Genomic DNA, 19,060 nt, shown 5'->3' with positions numbered 1-19,060 from the left:
GCCGGACGACATCACGCGTAGATCATCAGCAACCGGCACTCCGCCAAAGCCCCCGCCCCAGCCTCCCCGGCCGGGGCGGGGGCTCACCCGTCCCCAGCCCCTACCGGGAACAAGACCCTCCGGGGGCTCTTCCGGAAGCCTCACGGCCAACGAACAGCCGCGCGGGTGCGTGGGTGGCAAGGGCGGGTGATCGGTATAGGCTGCCGGACCGTGAGCGGATCGATGGTGTTCGTGAAGGATGTCGAGATCGCAGCCCGGGTGAGCCGTATCGGCGGCCTGCCGCTGGCGCCGGAGGGATTCTCCTGGCCGCGCTGCTCCGTGTGCGGCGGCCCGTTGCGGTTCCTGCTGCAACTCATGGCGGACGACCTCGGCCGCCACGCCGAGTCCCTGCGGCCCGGAGCCATGCTGTCGTTCTTCATGTGCGACAACGATCCCGGTCAGTGCGAGGCATGGGATCCCGAAGCCGGCGGGAACCGCGCCTACCTGTTCGCCGCGGGCTCCACGGCGGCCGCGCCCTCCCCCGGAGAGGCGTTCCTTCTCCCGCAGTGCTTCGAGATCGGCATCTGCGAGGTCGAGCCGGAGACGGCCGATGAGGTCGCCGAGTTCAAGGTGGTCGGCTGGCTGGGCGGCGAGGCGGAGTGGTGGGAGACCGACATGACGCCCGCGTGTTCCACCTGCGGCATCCCCATGGGCTTCGTCGCGCAGATGAGAGAGGGCTACAGCCGGAACTGGCTGATGAACTTCGGCGGCGGAGAGGCGTTCGTCTTCGCCTGCCCTCCCTGTGACGCGGCATCCGTCGTCCTGCAGGGCTGACACCCCCGGGCCGGGGCCCGGCTCGCCGTGAGGTCACGTGCGGTGCGCAGGGCCCCGCGGTGACCGAGCGATGACCTGCCGCCGGGCATCCGCGACGGCGGTTCGCCGGGCTCCGGAATGGTCCGTTTCCGGTCCGCATCCGTGATCGGCCGTGGCGACGCCGATCTCGGCCCGTGTGCCGCGGGGGCGGGGAGAGTCATCCCGCACGGTCGGCGTCCACCGAGGGTCCACCGAGGGTCCACCGCTGCCCCTCCACCTGTGGCTCACCGAGCCGGCCAAGGTAGTTCCCGCTCTTCGGAATCGAAGCGCTGTACCGGATGAAAAGGCGCGATGTCAGGCCGGGTTGCCCGTCGTTTCCGCCCGTTCAGGACGGAAGATTTCCTCGATGGTCAGGCCGAAGACGTCGGCGATGGTGAACGCCAAGGGCAGGCTGGGGTCGTACCGCTCGGTTTCGATGGCGTTGATGGCCTGTCGGGAGACCTGGCACCGGTCGGCCAGGTCGGCCTGGCTCCATCGGCGAGCTGCACGCAGTTCGCGTAGCCGGTTCTTCACAGATGCCCCCTTCAGCGGTGAAAGCGGGTGCGCAGGTCCGCGATCAGCAACCAGATTGCCATGCCACCGAGGAGGATCAACTGCGCGAGCCGATGGAGCTGGATGATGCCTGCGGCATCGAGCAGGGTGGCCACTTGCAGCCCCACGAGGACTGCGGCGAACGCGATGGCCATGCTCTCCAGCTGAATCCTGCGCAGGTACTCGTCCGCGCGCCGGAATGCCCGCAGCAGCACCCAGGCGATCGCGAGGGTGAACACGGTGGTGGTCGCGATCCACCAGACCTTCTGGGCGGTGCTCTGATCGGGGCTGCTGCCCAGAGCCAGGGCGATCACGCCCAACGTGGTCACGGGTATGCCGTCGATGAGCACGGCGCGGCGGGCCGCACGCGTCACCTGGTCCTGCTGTAGCTGCTTCGCCATGCGATGAATGTAAGGTTTCCCTTCCATCAAGTCAAGGTCGCTTGACTCAATGGAAGGGACACCTTACATTTTGGCGATGTTGAACGAGAGACGACTCCTGACCCGCCGAGCGCTGCTCGGTACCGCCGTGGCATCGGCCATCGCTTCCGTCCCGATGGCCACCGCGGCGTTCGCCCAGTCGCGACCCGCCGCGGACTCGCCGGTCGCCACCAAGCCCACGCCGACCCCGGCCATCGCCAACTCCACGCCGACCCCGGTGCCGCTCACCCTGCCCGCACCGACCGGCCCGCATCCCCTGGGCACGGTCTCGTTACACCTGGTCGACCGGGCACGCGTCGATCCCTGGCGGGATTCCCGCCCGGCCCGTGAACTCATGATCCAGATCTGGTACCCGGCACGCGCGGCCCATGGCCACCCGCCCGCGCCGTGGATGTCACCCGGCGCCGTCCCCTTCTTCGAGCGGGGACAGGGCATCCCGCCCGGCACGCTGCTGCTGCCGACCACGCACGCCCACCTGGCCGCGCCGGTGAACCCCGGCCGGTACGGGAGGCCGGTCGTCCTGTACTCGCCGGGCCTGCGCAGCGACCGCAGCCTCGGCACCGTTCTGATCGAGGAACTGACCGGCCACGGCTACCTGGTCGTGGCCATCGACCACACCTACGACGCCGACCAGGTCGAGTTTCCCGGCGGCCGGGTGGAAACCTTCGCCATCACCGGCGACATCGACGACGCCCTGATCGCCAAGGCCCTCGCGGTACGCACCGCGGACACCCGATTCGTGCTGGACCAGCTCACCGCGCTCAACGCCGGACACAACCCCGACGCCGGACGGCGCCCCCTGCCGCCCACCCTCACCGGCGCGTTCGACCTGTCCCGCGTCGGCATGCTCGGCCACTCCCTCGGTGGCGCCACAGCCGCCGCGGCCATCCGCGCCGACCGGCGCCTGCGGGCCGGCGTCAACCTGGACGGAAGCCTTCTGCCTCCCGTCACCGCGGGCACCGAGCGCCCCTTCCTTCTCTTCGGCAGCGACCCCGGCCCAGGTCCGGAGGATCCCAGCTGGGATCGGTTCTGGGCCGGGCAGTACGGCTGGAAACGCGAACTGGCCCTCATCGGCTCCACCCACATCTCGTTCACCGACCTGGAAACGCTGCTACCCCAGGCCGCGCCCATCCTGGGACTGACGCCCGACCAGGTGACGCAGGCGATCGGCACCCTCGCCCCGCACCGCGCCATCCACGCGCAACGCGACTACGTACGAGCGTTCTTCGACCTTCATCTACGCCACCTCGACAACCACCTGCTCCAGCGCCCCTCACCCCGCTACCCGCAGATCCGGTTCCTCCGATGAGGCACCGGCCGTCCCCGCGCCACGGTCACCCCTTCGGGCGTGCGGTGGTCCCGGGCCTGGATCGACGACACCTCGGACAGCCCCACCCGCCATCGAGGCAGGCGGCCCGGCACCCCGACCGGTGGCCGTGGTGTCGCCCGCGCTGACCACAGCCGTGACGACGAGCAGCCGCAGCATGCTCTGACCTTGTCGAACCGTCTCACCAGGAACCCCGCCCGCACCGATGCCGGGCTACCACACTTGCCCTGACCTGCGAGATCAGCCTGGAACTTGACCTGCGAGATAAGCCTGGAAAAGGCTTACTGGATCTGTGCCGTTCCACGGCGCCGGTACGGCGAGCAGCGACACGGCCGTGACCGGCGCCGGTGAACGGCGCGCAACGTGGTGAAGGCTCGGCCCGAAAAAACGTCATCCGAGGAAAGCCCCGCCTGGGAACCTCCGTGTCACGGATCCCCACCCGGCCGCCGGGCGGCGGGATCCCATCTCAGAAAACCGGCCTTCTTGCTGCGAACTTAATGCCAGGGTTAACCTATGGATGAGACTGGATGGGAGGTCGTCCTGGTTTCCGAGGTCGCCGATTGGCATGACCGCCTGTGCCACGACGACTGGGATAGCGCCGAGCAGGTCGAAGACGCCATAGACATGCTCGCGCACGTAGGGCCGACGTTGGGCCGACCGCTGGTGGACCGCATCAAGGGGGCTGAGAACCACCATCTGAAGGAGTTGCGTCCGGGCTCGTCGAAAGGAAGCGAGATTCGCATCCTGTTCGCATTCGATCCGGTACGCCGGGCGGTGCTGCTGGTCGCGGGTGACAAGGCGGGCAACTGGCACCACTGGTACGACGCGAACGTGCCGCTGGCGGAGAAGCGGTACGCCGAACATGTGGCGGAGTTGGCCAACAGGGAGTACGAATGAGCGCGGTCAGCTGGAACGAGGCGAAGCAACGAGCACGGGAACGGCGACAGGCCGCCGGGCTGACAGTGCGGTCCGAGGGCGAGAAGTCGGCCGCGATGGAGCGGCTCGCGGCGGAGGTCAGGGCGCACAAGCTCATGGAGATCAGGCACGAGCAGGATCTGACCCAGCGCGACGTGGCCGCGGCCATGGGTGTCTCAAGCCCGAGGGTCTCGGCCATCGAGCACGGAGACGTCGACCACGTCGAGGTCGCGACCCTGCGCTCTTACGTCGAAGCCCTCGGTGGACGGCTCCGCGTGGTGGCCGACTTCGGCGACACCGAATACACGGTCGCCTAACGCGGCCTCCATCTCCGGCCGCACCAGCGCTTCCGCTTCTCCCCTCCCCTCCCCTCCCTCTTCTCGCCACGCCAACACTTCGCTTCACCCCTTCCCATCACACCAGCGCTTCCGTCTCCCCTCCTCACCACACCGACGCTTCCACCTCCCTTTCCCATCACACCAACGCTTCCACCTCCCCTCCTCACCGCACCGACGCTTCACTTCGTCGCCCCCACGCCGATCCACGCCCACCCCCGGCTCACCCGCTGTGCCCCTCCCCGCCTTCGTCGGCTGGCCTCCCAGCGCCGGTACGGCGAGCGGGAACGCGGACCTGGCCGGCGCCCGTGAACGACGCTCAGCCCAAGAACATTTCCACCTGCGGCGCCCGGACGACCGTACGGATCCACGAACACGAAAAGCCCCCGGCAGACCATTCCACCGGGGAGCTCCCCACACTCACCACACAAAGATCAGAAGTCGAACTCGCCCTTCTTGGCGCCGTCGATGAAGGCGTCCCACACTCCGGCGCTCACCACGAACGGCGCCTGCTCCGGAGCCTCGGTGTCACGAATCCCCACCCGGCCACCGGACAGCGGCGCCACCTCAAGGCAGTTCCCCTGGTTCGATGCGCTCTTGGTAGCCTTTCGCCAGGTCGCGATCTTCAGCTCGTCGCTCAGGTCCATGACTTCTCCACCTCTCTGATCAACTCGATCGAGACATGTTGGGGGTACGCACCAACGCGAATAGTGTCGTATCTGGCGTGGATCGCCGCGACATCCTCTGACCGGTCTGTCACCTGTCCATGGTTCGCGGATTCGATGTATACCGTATCTGCACTTCCAGAAAACTGCGCGATGATAAATCCCCCCGACGTTCCGGTGGTCGCCCCGAGGGCCAGAGGGACAACCTGAATACCGATACGCGGCAATTCGGCCACTTCCTGGAGATACTCGAGCTGACGGCGCAGAACATCTTTGCCTCCGATCGGACGCCGGAGGACCCCTTCATCGAGCACGACCCAGAACATCGGCGGAGTACGCCGAGAGAAGATCTTCTGTCGCTCTAGTCGCGCTTCGACCGCCTTCTCTACCTGTTCTTCGGTTATGCCAGGCTCGCCACGGATGACCGCTCGGGCGTAGTCCTCGGTTTGGAGCAGGCCTGGCACGACGAGCGGCTCCCAACTGTGCAAGGTATGAGCTTCCTGCTCGACCTCCAACCACCCTCGAAACCAGCGTGGGCTTGCCGCGCGGGTCACCTGCGCCCATAGGTGGGCGAGCTCCCCGCCCGCACCCAGGGCATCGTCGCAGCGTTGCGCGAAGTTGCGACTCGGCGTGCGCTGACCTCTTTCGATGAAGCCCAGCAGACTTCTACTGAACTGGGTGATTTCCGCCAACTGCTCCTGAGTCAGCCCGGCTCTATGACGGTGTTTACGTAGCTCGGCCCCGAAAATCTCCAGAGGCTTCAAGGCAGGGTCCGAATCCGAGAAAGCTGACATATCAACTCCGAGCGACAGGGGGACGCTACACATGCTCAGAAAAGGCACAGCGGCGCCACAAAGTGTCGCGATGATGTGCCACGACTTTCAGCACCCAACGTAGCCGGTCAAGGGCACGCTGTGAAGTGGGCGGGGAGGCGGCGAAGCCTCCCTTGCAGGGCTCCGTCATGCATATAGAGCGGGGGCTCCAGCTCCATTATAAAAACCGCTAACTATGTCCGGATAAAGGGGGCGAAAAACGTGTGGAGAGGTCCAGAAAATGCGTTTTGTTCTCAGGGGGTTCGCGGGCTCGTGGGTCAGGGAGATGTCACCGCTCCGTAAGGCGGATGAGAACGGCCGCGAGCACTCCATGCAGCCGGGCGGCGAGGCGCACCGCTTCCGAAGCAGAGGATCGCCGGGACCTGTCGTCTCCGGACGGACGAGTCCCCAGGATCCACGGAACCCACAGACAGCAAACGGGGCCTGCCACGGCACGGCACGCCATGACAAGCCCCTCGACCGGACAAACGAGGTCCGACCTGATGCACAACCCTAGAGGAAACCCCAGGCCGATCAGGGTGCGTTGGTCAGCTGACCAGCCACCGATGCCCCTCGGCTGCCGCCGGTACGGGCATCCGCCGCACACCCACCAGGCCGAGCACCGCCCACCGGCGCCGATCCGCTCCACTCCACCCCTCGCCGTACCGGCGCACCGAACAACCACCAACGTGATGCAGGAATGCGGCCACCGACCTCAATCGGCGGGCGTGGGCCGTACCCAGGCCCGGCCGGGAGGCATGGGCCGTACCCAGGCCCGGCCGGGAGGCGTGGGGCGTACTCGAAGGAGGGCGTGACGTGATCTGGCGCGAGAATCAGGGGCGGCTCGGTGGGCGGCACCGGCGTGGTGAGCCCGTGACGCGGGTCCGGCCTCGGCGGTGGGACGCGGTCAACCGGGAGCGCGCCCGGGAACTGGATCAGGCCGAGCCCGTGTGGACCGTCTGGTACGGCGTGGGCACCCGTTGCTTCCACGCCGTCGCCGGGTGGCCCGCCCCCGGCCCCGCTCCCGGCCCCCTGGTCGTCCAGGCCTCCACCGCCGAAGAGCTGAACGCCCTGATGCGTGAGGCCGAGCGATCCGCGCCGCCCCCACGGTCCCGTTCCTTCCCGCCTCCGGCGGCCTCTCCCTCCGTGCCCCCGGCGGATTCCGTGCCCCCGGTGGACTCCGTACTCCCAGCGGGCCGGCTTTCGCCGTCTTCCGCGAACCGGCTCCCCTACGCCGAGGCCAACCGGTCCTCCTCCCCCGCCGAAGAGCGGTCTCCCGTCCCGATCGTGCACGTCCCGCCCCCGCCGTCAGCCCCAGGAGCCTCCCCCATGCCCGAGACACCCGACAACCTGCGCACCGCCTGCTGGGACCCGCCGTACGATCCGGCGATGATCGGCGACGTCCGCCGGGCGGTGGGCGAGAGGCTGGCCGCGTGGGCGCTCGCGCACCTCGCCGACGACGTGGTCCTGGTGGTCGGCGAGCTGCTCGCCAACGCGGTCACCTACGGCGAGCCACCGATCAGGGTCTCGCTGTGGTCCGGTGCCGACGAACTGTGCGTCCGGGTGACCGACCACGGAGCCGACCAGCCACGCCATCTCGATCTCGGGGTCGAGGCGATCCACGGCCGGGGCCTGACCATCGTGGACGCCCTCGCCGACGACTCCGGTGTCGTCCCGCTCTCCCCGGGGCCCGGCAAGACCACCTGGGCCCGCTGGCGGCTCGCCCCCGTGGCCTCCGGAGGGGTCGGCGTCGCACGGTTGGGGGATCATCTCGCGTCCGACAATACGACCTGACCAAAACAACAGAACCCGGTCGGTAACAAGCCTGTTTCGGAGTCTCTCCCGGCATTGCTTCACCGGGAAAATCCTCCTACATCCTCTTAAATGCAATATGGGGATGTAATGCAGAAACATGGGTCGCGGCGCGGGCGCGCGGTGTGGGCGACGGCGGTGGCGGCGCTGGCGGCCGGGCTGATGGGCGGCCTCGTGGCCCGGCTGCTGATGCGGGCGGTCGCGCTCGCCATCGGCGGGGACACGGCCTTCACCCTGGCGATGACGGTGGCGATCGTCGTCTTATTCGCCGTACTCGCCTTACCGGCCGCCGCCACCGCGACCGCGCGTCCGGCCGTCAGACACGGCGGCCGGTGGGTGACCGTGACGGTCACCGGCTGGGCCTCGGCCCGGACCGGAATCGGCGACGCCAAGGCCATCCTGCTGGCCGACGAGGGGCAGCTGCCGCTGATCTCGGCACTGGCCGTGGCCTTCGCCGTGACGGTGACGGCTCACGGGCGGTTCGCGCAGTGGATGATGCGCCGCTTGATGGGCACCGGAGAGCAGGCCCTCACGGGCGCCGAGCACGCGCGGAACACCGGGAGCGGAGAACAGGGGACGTCGCACGCGGCCGCCTCCGATCTCCGTACGGCATCACCGACGGATGAAGAGGCGCCCATCCGTGGATCGTGCCAAAGTTCTATGCCGATCACTAACGAACAGCAGCAATAGTCGCCAAAACCGCAATACGCCTTTTGGCCTGCCCGGACATCACATTATCGCTACCCTTCGCAGTCGTTGTTCAACAATCGGTAAAGAGGGTGCTCATGGGCAGGCGACGGATCGTGGTCGCGGTCGCGGGGGCAGGGGTGGTGGCCGCCGTGGGGGCGGGACTGCTGTTCCTGCCCGCCGAGCGGGGATCGCGGGCGGCGGGGACCGCGGCACGGGCACTCGTGCCCGCGCCGGAGGATCCGCTGACCGGTGAGGAGATCGAGCGGGCCGGGACGATCGCCTCGGCGGGCTCCCGGCAGCACATGGCGGCCGGACAGGTCAACCTGCTCTACGTCGAACGCGACGACGACAAGGAAGCCGAGGACACCGGGGAGAGCGGAGCCCCCCAGGGGTTCGGAAACGCCGAGCAGGGCGCGGACCCCCGGAAGGCCGAGGAAAGTGGGGAGGCCGGGGGTGCCGGCAGGCATAGGCTCGCGGAGGCCTATCTGTACGACTACCGCACCGACACCCTCACCCTGCGGACCGTGGACCTCGGCAGCGGCAAAGTGGTGCGGGAGACCACCTCCCGCGGTGTGCAGCCGCCACCGTCCAAGGCCGAGGAACTACGGGCGGCCGAGTTGCTGCTCTCCCATCCGAAGTACGGCGACGGCGTGCGCGGGTCCTTCGCCGGGGCCGCGGGCAGGCCACTGCGGTCGGCCTCCGATCTCGGGCTGCGGGGGCTGATCTACACCCCGTCCCAGGAGGGCGGGGCCGCCGGGGAGTGCGCGGTTCACCGGTGCCTGCGGTTGTTCGTCCGGCTGCCCGGCGGCAAGTGGCTGGACACCAGCCGGATCATCGTCGACCTGTCCGCCAGGCGCGTCCACACCCTGGGATGGTGAGCGTGTTCCTTCTGCCACCGCTCATGCGGTTCTTCGCCCTGCTGTTTCCCTCCCGCCTCCTGCCTCCGGCACTCCGCCGTACCGCCGTCGGCCGCCCGTCCGTCCGCGTCGTGCTCGGCCTGGTCATGTGCTGGGTCACGCTCACCGGCGGACCGTTCACCGGCGCCTCGCCCGGTGGCGGCCCAGCCGGTGGTGTCCCGGCTGGGGCAAGCGGGGTTCCGGCCGGTGACCGCCCGTCGATCCAGGCGCAGGCGGCTCCCGGGGCGCCGTGCAGCGCGCCGTACCTGGTGGACAAGGTCCTGTCGAACGGCGCGCGCTGGCAGTTGTGCTGGGAGATGCGCAACATCGAAGGACTGACCCTCACCAGGGTCGTCTACACCCCCAAGGGCAACAGGCCGGTCAGCGTGCTGCGCAGCGCGGCGCTCGCCCAGATCCACGTGCCCTACGACAAGGGCAGCCCGCGCTTCCACGACATCGGGGCCATGGGCTACACCGCCATCCCGTTGCAGGCCGCCGACTGCCCGGCGGGAGAGCGGCGCGGGGAGTTCGTCTGCGTGACGAACCGGCCGCGCGGCCACGCCTATCTGAAGTCGGACGAGGACGGGGCGGGCAAGTCGGCCCAGGGCACCGATCTGGTGGTGTTCGCCGCCTTCCAGCTGGGCTGGTACACCTACCTGGTCGAATGGGCCTTCTCCGACGACGGCGCGATCACCCCGCGCGTGGGCGCGACCGGCTCACTGGCCGGGTTCACCACCTCGCCGGAGCACGGCTGGCCCATCGGCGTGGGGGGCAGGCACTTCGAGGCGAGCCACACCCACAACGTCTTCTGGCGGCTGGACTTCGACATCCAGGGCAGGACCGGCGACACCGTCGAGCAGTACGACTTCGCGGGCACCGGTACGGCCAGGCGCAAGCTCAGGCGCACGGTCTTCACCCGGGAGACCAGGGCCGTCAACGACCGGGCCCGCTGGTGGCGGGTGGTCGACCGCCGGGTCCGCAACGCCGACGGGCACCCCGTCTCCTGGGAGATCGACAACTCCGGCAGCGCGGAGTATCGAGGCCCGGCGAGCGAGGCCTTCACCCAGGCCGACCTCTATGTCACCCAATATCGGGCCTGCGAACGGCTGGCGAGCACCAACCCGGCCCCCAAGTGCGCCAACTCCGTCGACCGATACGTCAACGGCGAGAGGCTCACCGATCCCGTGGTCTGGGTCAACGTCGACTTCCACCACGTCGCCCGCGACGAGGACGCCGACCCCATGCCGACCCACTGGCAGGGGTTCCGCATCACACCCCGTGACGTGACGGCCCGCAACCCCTACTGACCCGGGCCATGGGCATGGGTATGGGTATGGGTATGGGCCATAGGACCATCGGGCCGGGCCCGTCCTTACCGTGCCGTGCCCGGCTCCCCCTCCCGCCGAACCGCGCTCCGGCTCACACGGCCGCCGGGCCGGGACGTTGTTCACACGGTCCGGCCCGGGGCACCGCCGGTGCCGTGACCGGGAACATTCACCGGGTCGAGCGCCGTTCACCGGCGCCGATCCGCCCCGCTCCACCGCCCGCCGTACCGGCGCTCGGACGGTCACGAACACGGTGAGGGCAAGCGGTCACCGCGCTAGACGTCCTAGCCCTGGCTGTCCACCCTGATGCGTCCCTCCTGGAAACGGGTGATCCGTACGACCACCACGGCCAGCAGGGCCGCCGCGACCAGCGAGGCGACCAGGGTGAAGACGTCGAGACCGAGCCCGGCACCGATCGCTATCTCCTCGGGAGACCGGTCGGCGAAGGACATCAGCAGCACGAACGACACCGGCACCACCCAGAAGGCCAGCAGCCACGAGACCCACCAGGCCCAGACCAGCCAGGAGTGCGGCTCCCTGCCGATGTGCTCCCCCCGAACGCCACCCGGCCGGGAGGACGCCCAGATGTCGTCCACGATCTGCTTGGGAATCCACCAGCCGACGATCGGGAAGATCCAGCCCAAGAAGATGAAGATCTTGAGCCAGCGGTGCGGAACCCTGGTCAGCGACTCGGCGTTCAGGCGGGTCACCAGCAGCCAGGCCATGAAGGTGCCCGCCACGGCCAGGTGGGCCAGGTTCCGTGCCGCCAGCAGCAGGACCAGGAACACGGCGTTCCTGAGCAGCGAGGCGGAGCCCTCCACGGCCTCCTCCACGGCCATGGTGAGCCCCTCCCCCGTCACCGCCCAGACCGTTCCGACGAGGGCGTCGACGCCCAGCAGGATCAGGACCGCCACCATGAGCCCCCGGACCGGCCGCAGAGGCCGGGGCGGCGGGGGAAAGAACGTCTCGGCGGGGGTCGGCCAGTGAGGGGGACGCGAAGAGAGGGGCACCCCGGCGGCCGGGGACAAGGGCGGGAACGGGGACGGGGACCACTCGGGAGCGGAAGAGTCCGACCGCTCGGGAGCGGAGGAGTCCGACCGCTCGGGACCAGGGAGGGGCGAGGCCCCGGAAGCGTGAAACGCCGGAACCCGCGCTCCGGGAGACGCTTCAGAAGACAAAGGGGACGGTGCGTCCGGAGACAGGGGAACCGGCGCTCCGGGAGAGGGAGAAACGGAAGCCTCGACCGGGCCGGAGCGGGGGTTCGGAGGGTCGGTCTGGGGAGCCGGGAGGTCGGGGTGGGGGTCGGGGAGGGAAGAAGAGGTCATCGGTTCCGCCGCCTCTTCACGTCCGGTCCTGCCGGGACACGTTTCACGCTCCAGCCTCCGCCCGTGGCCCGCGTTCCTCCCGAGCGCCGTACGACCGCCCGTGTTCCTCCCGAACCTCCCCCGTCGGGACATGCCCCGTCCTGCCGGGACACCGGCCGTGTTCCGTCCATGTGACAGGGGACAGACGCCGTAACGGTTGCGGAAACACGGTGGTTTCGGACAGCGGTGAGAGGGAGCGGGGGTGAGGGGTGCGGACGCATCTCCATCCTTCATATGATCAACAGGATCGGCGGACTGTATTACGCATCACCCAAGGTTGACAACCAGGATTACCTGCCCCCGTATCCGTATATTTTCGCGACACGCATGGTGATAGCGGACAAGGGCATGGGTGGGAACGCCCGAGTAGGGCAGGGTTAGGGGATACCGATCTACGGGAGTTATCCATGAGCGCGGACTTGGACCTGGAGCGGCTCGCGGGCGGAGCGCACCACGATCCGCATTCGATTCTGGGCGCGCACCCGGGCCCCGGGGGCGTGACCGTAAGGACGCTGCGGCCGCTGGCGGAGAAGGTCCAGGTCGTCGTGGACGACCACTCCCACGACATGGAACACGTGGCCCACGGCGTGTTCGAGGTGACGCTCCCCGGGCTGGACAAGGTCCCCGACTACCGGTTCCGGGTGACCTACGCGGGGGCCGAGCCGTACGAGATGACCGACCCCTACCGGCACTGGCCCACGCTGGGTGAGGTCGACCTGCATCTGATCGGCGAGGGACGCCACGAGCGGCTGTGGGAGGCGCTCGGCGCGCGGATCATGCGCCACGAGGACGTCGAGGGCACGGCCTTCACCGTGTGGGCGCCGAACGCGCGGGGCGTCCAGGTGATCGGCGACTTCAACCACTGGGACGGCACCGCCCACCCCATGCGTTCGCTGGGCAGGTCCGGGGTCTGGGAGCTGTTCGTCCCCGGGCTCGGCGAGGGCGACCACTACAAGTTCAGGGTCCTCGGCGCCGACGGGGTCTGGCGGGCCAAGGCCGATCCGATGGCCAGGCGCACCGAGGTGCCGCCCGCGACCGCCTCGGTGATCGAGAGGTCGGCCTACGACTGGCAGGACGGCGAGTGGATGCGGCGGCGCGCGGACGAGGACGCGCTCCGGAGGCCGATGAGCGTCTACGAGATCCATCTGGGATCGTGGCGTCCCGGGCTCTCCTACCGGCAGCTGGCGACCGAGCTGGTCGACTACGTGGTCGACATGGGCTTCACGCACGTGGAGTTCCTGCCGGTGGCCGAGCATCCGTTCGGCGGCTCGTGGGGCTACCAGGTGACCTCTTACTACGCCCCCACGGCCCGCTTCGGCACTCCCGACGACTTCCGTTACCTGGTCGACCGCCTGCACGAGGCGGGCGTCGGGGTGCTGGTCGACTGGGTGCCCGCGCACTTCCCCATGGACGACTGGGCGCTGGCCAGGTTCGACGGGACACCGCTGTACGAGCACGCGGACCCGAGCCGGGGCGAGCACCCCGACTGGGGGACCTACGTCTTCGACTTCGGGCGCCGGGAGGTGCGCAACTTCCTGGTCGCCAACGCGCTGTTCTGGTTGCGCGAGTTCCACATCGACGGGCTGCGCGTGGACGCGGTCGCCTCGATGCTCTACCTGGACTACTCGCGGCGCGAGGGCGAGTGGTCGCCCAACGAGTACGGCGGCCGCGAGAACCTCGACGCGGTCGAGTTCCTCAAGGAGATGAACGCGCTCTGCTACCGCGACCAGCCGGGGATCATCACCGTGGCGGAGGAGTCGACCGCCTGGCCGGGGGTCTCCCGGCCCGTGCACCTGGGCGGGCTCGGCTTCGGGTTCAAGTGGAACATGGGCTGGATGCACGACACCCTCGCCTACCTCAAGCACGAGCCGATCTTCCGGCAGTACCACCACCATCAGATGACGTTCTCCCTGATGTACGCCTACTCGGAGAACTTCGTGCTGCCGCTGTCGCACGACGAGGTGGTGCACGGCAAGGGGTCGCTGCTCGGCAAGATGCCCGGCGACGAGTGGCAGCGCTTCGCGAACCTGCGCGCGCTGCTGGCCTTCATGTGGGCCCACCCCGGCAAGCAGCTGCTGTTCATGGGCGGCGAGTTCGGGCAGGGGTCCGAGTGGTCGGAGGTCCGGGGCCTCGACTGGTGGGTGCTCGACTTCGACGGCCACAAGGGGGTCCAGCGGCTGGTGCGGGACCTCAACCGGATCTACCGGGACACACCTGCGTTGTGGACCCTCGACGTGTCACCCGAGGGTTTCCGCTGGATCGACGCCGACGACGCGCAGGGAAACGTGTTCTCCTTCCTGCGGTACGCCCCGGACGGGTCGGCCGTGGCCTGCGTGGTCAACTTCTCCGGCGGGCCGCACGAGGACTACCGGCTGGGCCTGCCCTCCGGCGGGACGTGGGAGGAGGCGCTCAACACCGACGCCTATGACTACGCGGGCAGCGGGGTGGGCAACATGGGGGCCGTCGAGGCGGTCGAGGAGCCGCGGCACGGCCTGCCGTACTCCGTCCGGCTGCGCGTGCCGCCCCTGGGCGCCGTCTGGCTCAGGCGGAGCGCGACGTCCGTCCCCGCCGAGACGGCGACGGACACCCGGGCTGGGACCGAGCCCGGCGGGAGGCCGTCGGAGAGGGCCGGGGGCGACGCGGACGCGGAGTCCGAGCCGGCCGAGACCGGGACCGAGGCCGCCGAGGAGGCGTCCTGACCGGGTGTCCGGACAGGATCATCAACAGCGTCGGTAAATTTTTCTCACCGGGCCAGGCCGGTCACGCAGGGGCGTGACCGGCCCTTTCTCCGTTGGCGAGACACGCGAGGGGCTCGGCAGACCTTAAATCCGCCTTATATCGCCTGACGAGGCATTGACCGCCCGGGAACGACAACCTACGCTCTGGAAACTAATAGGAAACTTTCCTATGAATTCGGGGGCTTGGAACTCTTTGACCTGGAGCGACCCTTGCGACGAATCACCATCGGCTCCTTGATCGCAGCGACAGCGCTGCTGGTCCCGGTCGGGATCGGGATGGGCACCGCAACCGCCGCCACTTCCGCCACCGCCACGTACTCCACCACCTCCGACTGGGGCTCAGGCTTCCAGGGCAATGTCACCGTGAAAGCGGGATCGTCTGCTCTGACCAGTTGGAAGGTCGAGTTCGACCTGCCCGCGGGCAAGTCGATCGCCTCCGCGTGGGACGCCGACATGACCAAGAGCGGCAACCACTACACCTTTGCCAACAAGTCGTGGAACGGAGCTCTGGCCGCGGGGGCCTCGGTGAGCTTCGGCTTCACCGGCTCGCCCGGCGGAGTGTCCAGTGTGCTGGACTGCAAGCTCAACGGCGCCACCTGTGACGGCACCGGGAACCCCAGCCCGACGCCGACCGTGACGCCGACCGCCACCGTGTCGCCGACCCCGACCGTCACCCCCACCGTGTCGCCGACCCCGACCGTCACCCCCACCGTGTCGCCGACCCCGACCATCACGCCCACCGGCCCCGGCGGGGACAAGAAGGTCGTCGGTTACTTCACCGAGTGGGGCGTCTACGGCCGTAACTACCACGTGAAGAACCTGGTCACCAGCGGCACCGCGCCGAAGCTGACCCACCTGCTGTACGCCTTCGGCAACACCGCCGGCGGCCGCTGCGCCATCGGCGACGCCTACGCCGACTACGACAAGTCGTACAGCGCGGGCGAGAGCGTCGACGGCGTCGGCGACACCTGGGACGCCGGCGCGCTGCGCGGCAACTTCGGCCAGCTCCGCAGGCTGAAGAAGCTCTACCCGAACCTCAAGATCATCTACTCCTTCGGTGGCTGGACCTGGTCCGGCGGCTTCACCCAGGCCGCTGCCAACCCGACCGCGTTCGCCGACTCCTGCTACAACGTCGTCAAGGACCCGCGTTGGGCTGACGTCTTCGACGGCATCGACGTCGACTGGGAGTACCCGAACGCCTGTGGCCTGACCTGTGACAGCAGCGGCCCCGACGCCTTCAAGAAGGTCGTCTCCGCGCTGCGCAACAAGTTCGGCTCCAACGCGCTGGTCACCGCGGCGATCACCGCCGACGGCGCCGACGGCGGCAAGATCGACCTCGCCGACTACGCCGGCGCGACCCAGTACCTCAACTGGTTCATGCCGATGACCTACGACTTCTTCGGTGGCTGGGACGCCAAGGGCCCGACGGCTCCGCACTCGCCCCTGACCGCCTACACCGGCATTCCGAAGGACGGCTTCAACACCGACGCCGCGATCCAGAAGCTGAAGAGCAAGGGCATCCCCGCCAACAAGCTGCTCATCGGCATCGGCTTCTACGGCCGCGGCTGGACCGGCGTGACCCAGGCCGCTCCGGGCGGCACCGCCACCGCCGCCGCGCCCGGCACCTACGAGGCCGGCATCGAGGACTACAAGGTCATCAAGACCAAGTGCCCCTCCAACGGCACCATCGCCGGTACGGCCTACGCCTTCTGCAACGGCCAGTGGTGGAGCTACGACACCCCCGCCACCATCACCAGCAAGATGACCTGGGCCAAGAACCAGGGCCTGGGTGGCGCGTTCTTCTGGGAGACCAGCGGCGACACCCCGAACGGTGAGCTCATCACCGCACTCGCCAACGGACTCAAGTAATATTTCGGACACTCGGCCCTCCGTGTGCGACACGCCGCGGGGGGTCGAGCCATGTCCGGCCCATATCCGGCGCATGTCCGGCCCCCGTCCGGGCCGCGTTCGAGCCATGCCCGAACCGTTCCCCGGCCACGGGTCGCGGGTCACCGGACACGGGTCGCGGACCGCGGACCGCGGACCGCGGACCGCGGGTCGCGGCCGGACCCCACGAGCAGGTGACCGGAGACAGGCCGCGTGAGACGTGAACGGAGACGGGGACGCGACCGCACCGCGAAGCGGTACGAGTCTTATGTGAACCACGTCTGAGAAGATCCTCAAAATCCCGAACGGGGTATTCACCGGGATCTCATCGCTACCTAGACTCCATATCGCCTTGATCGACGTATCGCCCGGAGCTGTCCCATTCCCCCGGAGGACGTGTGCGACTTCGAGCCCTCGTGGCCCTGGTGATCATGCTCGGTATCGCCCCCGCCGTACCCGTCCTCGCCGAGGACCTGTCGGCCGCGCGAACGACCTCGTCGGCCTCCGAGCAACCGGTCTCCGAGCAACAGGTCCCCGCGCAGCCGGCCCCGGCTCAGACGCCGCCCACCCAGACGCCGCCCACCCAGACGCCTCCCGCGACCGCCGAGCAGACGCCTTCCGCCCCACCGGCCCCCGCGCCGAAGCTGGAGGAGGGGCTCACCGCGGACGAGGACGGCGCCAGGGTCATCGTCGAGGTGGCCACGCCCGCGCAGGCGGCCACGGTCGCCGGTGAGGCCCAGGCGCTGCCCGGCGCCGACGTCGTGCTCCAGCCGCCCGACACCTCCTTCATCGTGGTGCAGGGCACCGGCGACTCACTGACCGAGCTGGCCAAGGACCCCCGGGTGGTGTCGATCCACCGCGACCGCACCTACTCCCTCTCCTCCCTGGACTCCGGCCTGAAGCTGATCGGGGCGGACCGTGCCCACGCGGAGGGGGCCGACGGCGCGGGAAAGACCATCGCGGTCATCGACACCGGGGTCGATCGGAACCATCCCGCGCTGGCGGGCAAGGTCGTCCGGGAGGCCTGCTTCTCCGCGACCGACGACGGCGCGAAGTCCCTGTGCCCGAACGGGCAGCAGACGGACGAGTCCGCCGACGCCCTGACCCCAGCCTGCCTGCAGGGGCAGGAGAACCTGTGCGAGCACGGCACCCACGTGGCGGGCATCGCCCACGCCGTCGCGCCCGGCGCGGACATCGTGGCGATCCAGATCTTCAGCCGCCTGGACAACTGCCCGGGCGGCGGGAGCTGCCTGACCGCCTACGAGTCCTCGCTCCTGCTCGCCCTCGACCGCGTCCTGGAACTGAAGGACAGTGTCCCGGGCCTCGTCGCGGTCAACCTCAGCCTCGGCGGCGGGCTGTACGGCGGAGCCTGTGACGGCGAGCCCGAGGTCCAGCCGCTGAAGCAGCGGATCGACGCGCTGCGCGCCAAGGGCGTGACGACCGTCGCCGCCGCCGGCAACGAGGGCAGCCCCGGCGCCGGAGTCCCCGGCTGCCTGTCCGGCGCGGTGACCGTGGGCGCCACGGACGACACCGACCACGTTCCCTACTGGTCCAACTACGGCACCGTGCTCGACCTCTTCGCCCCCGGCGTCGACGTCGACTCCTCGGTGCCCGGCGGCGGCACCCGCGTCTACAGCGGGACCTCGATGTCCACCCCGCACGTCACCGGCGCGCTTGCCGTACTGGCCCAGAAGGCGGCCGATTCCTCCCCCGACGCGCTCGTGGGCAGGCTCACCGCGGCCGGGCGGCCGATCGTCTACGACGGGGTGACCACGCCCCGCCTCGACCTCTACGGCGCGCTCACCGAGAGCGCCCCCTCGCCTCCCGTGACCCAGACGCCGGAACCGGACGACTCCACCCCGGAGGATCCCGGCGACGATCCGGGTGACGACTCCTCCGACGCCCCCAGCCCGAGTCCCGGCCCGAGTTCCCCGCCGCCGGGTCCCACCCAGGCCCCCGCGCCGGTCCCGCTGCCGACGGTGACGATCACGGTGACCGTGACCGCCTCCCCCACCGCGCCGACCGCCTCGGCCACCCCGACCGCACCCGCCGCGCCCGCCGCGATGTGCGTGCGGGGGAAGGCGAGGAAAACGCTGAGCGCCGCCCAGTGGGCGGCCGCGGCCGGCCGGGGCAAGGGAGCGCTGCCGGAGGCGACGCTCCGGTGCTATCTCGGCATGGTCGGCAAGGCCAGCAGGGTCTTCTCCGAGCTGACCGGCGTGTCCACCCCCGCCGCGGCCCACAAGGTGCTCAAGCCCGCCAAGAGGACCAAGCGGGCGGCGTTCGAGAGCGAGCTGCTCGCCGCGTGGCTGAACTGGGCGAACGGCTCGGTCAACTTCACCGCCAAGGTCAGCGGGACCTCCACGGTCAAGGAGGCCCTCACCGCCGCCGAGGACAGGCGTCTGCGGGGCGCCTTCCCCGGCGCGTCGGTCTCACTGTTGAGAAAGCAGGTCAACGCTCGCCGTACCGCATAA

Annotated in this window: 16 protein-coding genes; 11 read left to right on the top strand and 5 right to left on the bottom strand. The window is 69.4% G+C overall.

The window, feature by feature from the left end:
* The first annotated feature begins 210 nt into the window (after positions 1-210).
* Positions 211-813, top strand: coding sequence for a DUF1963 domain-containing protein (locus AB0N02_RS25305; protein ID WP_363951087.1), 603 nt, complete (start codon positions 211-213; stop codon positions 811-813).
* A gap of 333 nt (positions 814-1,146) precedes the next feature.
* Here AB0N02_RS25305 and AB0N02_RS25300 read toward each other — a convergent pair whose 3' ends face one another.
* A complete protein-coding gene (locus tag AB0N02_RS25300; RefSeq protein ID WP_363951085.1) occupies positions 1,147-1,365 on the bottom strand; it encodes a helix-turn-helix transcriptional regulator in 219 nt (72 codons plus the stop codon).
* An 11-nt stretch (positions 1,366-1,376) separates the two neighbouring features.
* Positions 1,377-1,784, bottom strand: a complete 408-nt coding sequence (locus AB0N02_RS25295) for a hypothetical protein (protein ID WP_363951084.1) — start codon at positions 1,782-1,784, stop codon at positions 1,377-1,379.
* A gap of 76 nt (positions 1,785-1,860) precedes the next feature.
* On the opposite strand from AB0N02_RS25295, the gene AB0N02_RS25290 reads away from it, so the two are divergent.
* The 3 genes from AB0N02_RS25290 (at position 1,861) to AB0N02_RS25280 (ending at position 4,382) form a co-directional block, all read left to right on the top strand.
* On the top strand, positions 1,861-3,132 hold the full coding sequence (locus AB0N02_RS25290) for a lipase (protein ID WP_363951081.1): 1,272 nt from the start codon (positions 1,861-1,863) through the stop codon (positions 3,130-3,132).
* Positions 3,133-3,663: 531 nt separating this feature from the next.
* A complete protein-coding gene (locus AB0N02_RS25285; protein WP_363951078.1) occupies positions 3,664-4,047 on the top strand; it encodes a type II toxin-antitoxin system RelE/ParE family toxin in 384 nt (127 codons plus the stop codon).
* On the top strand, positions 4,044-4,382 hold the full coding sequence (locus tag AB0N02_RS25280; RefSeq protein WP_363951076.1) for an XRE family transcriptional regulator: 339 nt from the start codon (positions 4,044-4,046) through the stop codon (positions 4,380-4,382). The genes AB0N02_RS25285 and AB0N02_RS25280 overlap by 4 nt, the downstream gene beginning before the upstream one ends.
* 452 nt (positions 4,383-4,834) lie before the next feature.
* Here the strand turns inward: AB0N02_RS25280 and AB0N02_RS25275 are convergent, their stop codons facing one another.
* Positions 4,835-5,047 (bottom strand): DUF397 domain-containing protein, encoded by a 213-nt coding sequence (locus AB0N02_RS25275; RefSeq protein WP_363951074.1) that lies wholly within the window; start codon positions 5,045-5,047, stop codon positions 4,835-4,837.
* A complete protein-coding gene (locus AB0N02_RS25270) occupies positions 5,038-5,859 on the bottom strand; it encodes a helix-turn-helix transcriptional regulator (RefSeq protein WP_363951071.1) in 822 nt (273 codons plus the stop codon). Before AB0N02_RS25270 ends, AB0N02_RS25275 begins: the two co-directional genes overlap by 10 nt.
* Positions 5,860-6,693: 834 nt before the next feature.
* Between AB0N02_RS25270 and AB0N02_RS25265 the strand changes: the two genes are divergently transcribed.
* The 4 genes from AB0N02_RS25265 to AB0N02_RS25250 all read left to right on the top strand — a co-directional run bounded on the left by AB0N02_RS25265 (position 6,694) and on the right by AB0N02_RS25250 (position 10,582).
* On the top strand, positions 6,694-7,671 hold the full coding sequence (locus AB0N02_RS25265; protein WP_363951068.1) for an ATP-binding protein: 978 nt from the start codon (positions 6,694-6,696) through the stop codon (positions 7,669-7,671).
* Between the two features lie 108 nt (positions 7,672-7,779).
* The gene (locus AB0N02_RS25260; protein ID WP_363951065.1) at positions 7,780-8,379 is read left to right on the top strand and encodes a hypothetical protein; all 600 of its coding nucleotides are present in this window, start codon (positions 7,780-7,782) and stop codon (positions 8,377-8,379) included.
* Positions 8,380-8,474: 95 nt separating this feature from the next.
* A complete protein-coding gene (locus AB0N02_RS25255) occupies positions 8,475-9,257 on the top strand; it encodes a hypothetical protein (protein WP_363951062.1) in 783 nt (260 codons plus the stop codon).
* On the top strand, positions 9,254-10,582 hold the full coding sequence (locus AB0N02_RS25250) for a copper amine oxidase (RefSeq protein WP_363951059.1): 1,329 nt from the start codon (positions 9,254-9,256) through the stop codon (positions 10,580-10,582). Before AB0N02_RS25255 ends, AB0N02_RS25250 begins: the two co-directional genes overlap by 4 nt.
* A gap of 302 nt (positions 10,583-10,884) precedes the next feature.
* On the opposite strand, the gene AB0N02_RS25245 is transcribed toward AB0N02_RS25250, so the two are convergent.
* Positions 10,885-11,514, bottom strand: coding sequence for a DUF4328 domain-containing protein (locus tag AB0N02_RS25245; RefSeq protein ID WP_363951056.1), 630 nt, complete (start codon positions 11,512-11,514; stop codon positions 10,885-10,887).
* Between the two features lie 857 nt (positions 11,515-12,371).
* Here AB0N02_RS25245 and glgB point away from each other — a divergent pair.
* The 3 genes from glgB to AB0N02_RS25230 all read left to right on the top strand — a co-directional run bounded on the left by glgB (position 12,372) and on the right by AB0N02_RS25230 (position 19,060).
* Positions 12,372-14,663 (top strand): 1,4-alpha-glucan branching protein GlgB, encoded by a 2,292-nt coding sequence (glgB, locus tag AB0N02_RS25240; protein WP_363951054.1) that lies wholly within the window; start codon positions 12,372-12,374, stop codon positions 14,661-14,663.
* Between the two features lie 273 nt (positions 14,664-14,936).
* Entirely contained in the window at positions 14,937-16,571 is a 1,635-nt protein-coding gene (locus tag AB0N02_RS25235) for a glycosyl hydrolase family 18 protein (protein ID WP_363951051.1), read from the top strand.
* A gap of 416 nt (positions 16,572-16,987) precedes the next feature.
* Complete coding sequence (locus tag AB0N02_RS25230; protein WP_363951048.1) at positions 16,988-19,060, top strand: S8 family serine peptidase; 2,073 nt, start codon at positions 16,988-16,990, stop codon at positions 19,058-19,060.

This window comes from Streptosporangium sp. NPDC051022, assembly GCF_040683035.1.
Lineage (GTDB): Bacteria > Actinomycetota > Actinomycetes > Streptosporangiales > Streptosporangiaceae > Streptosporangium.
This window is presented reverse-complemented; position numbering and strand designations above follow the sequence as displayed.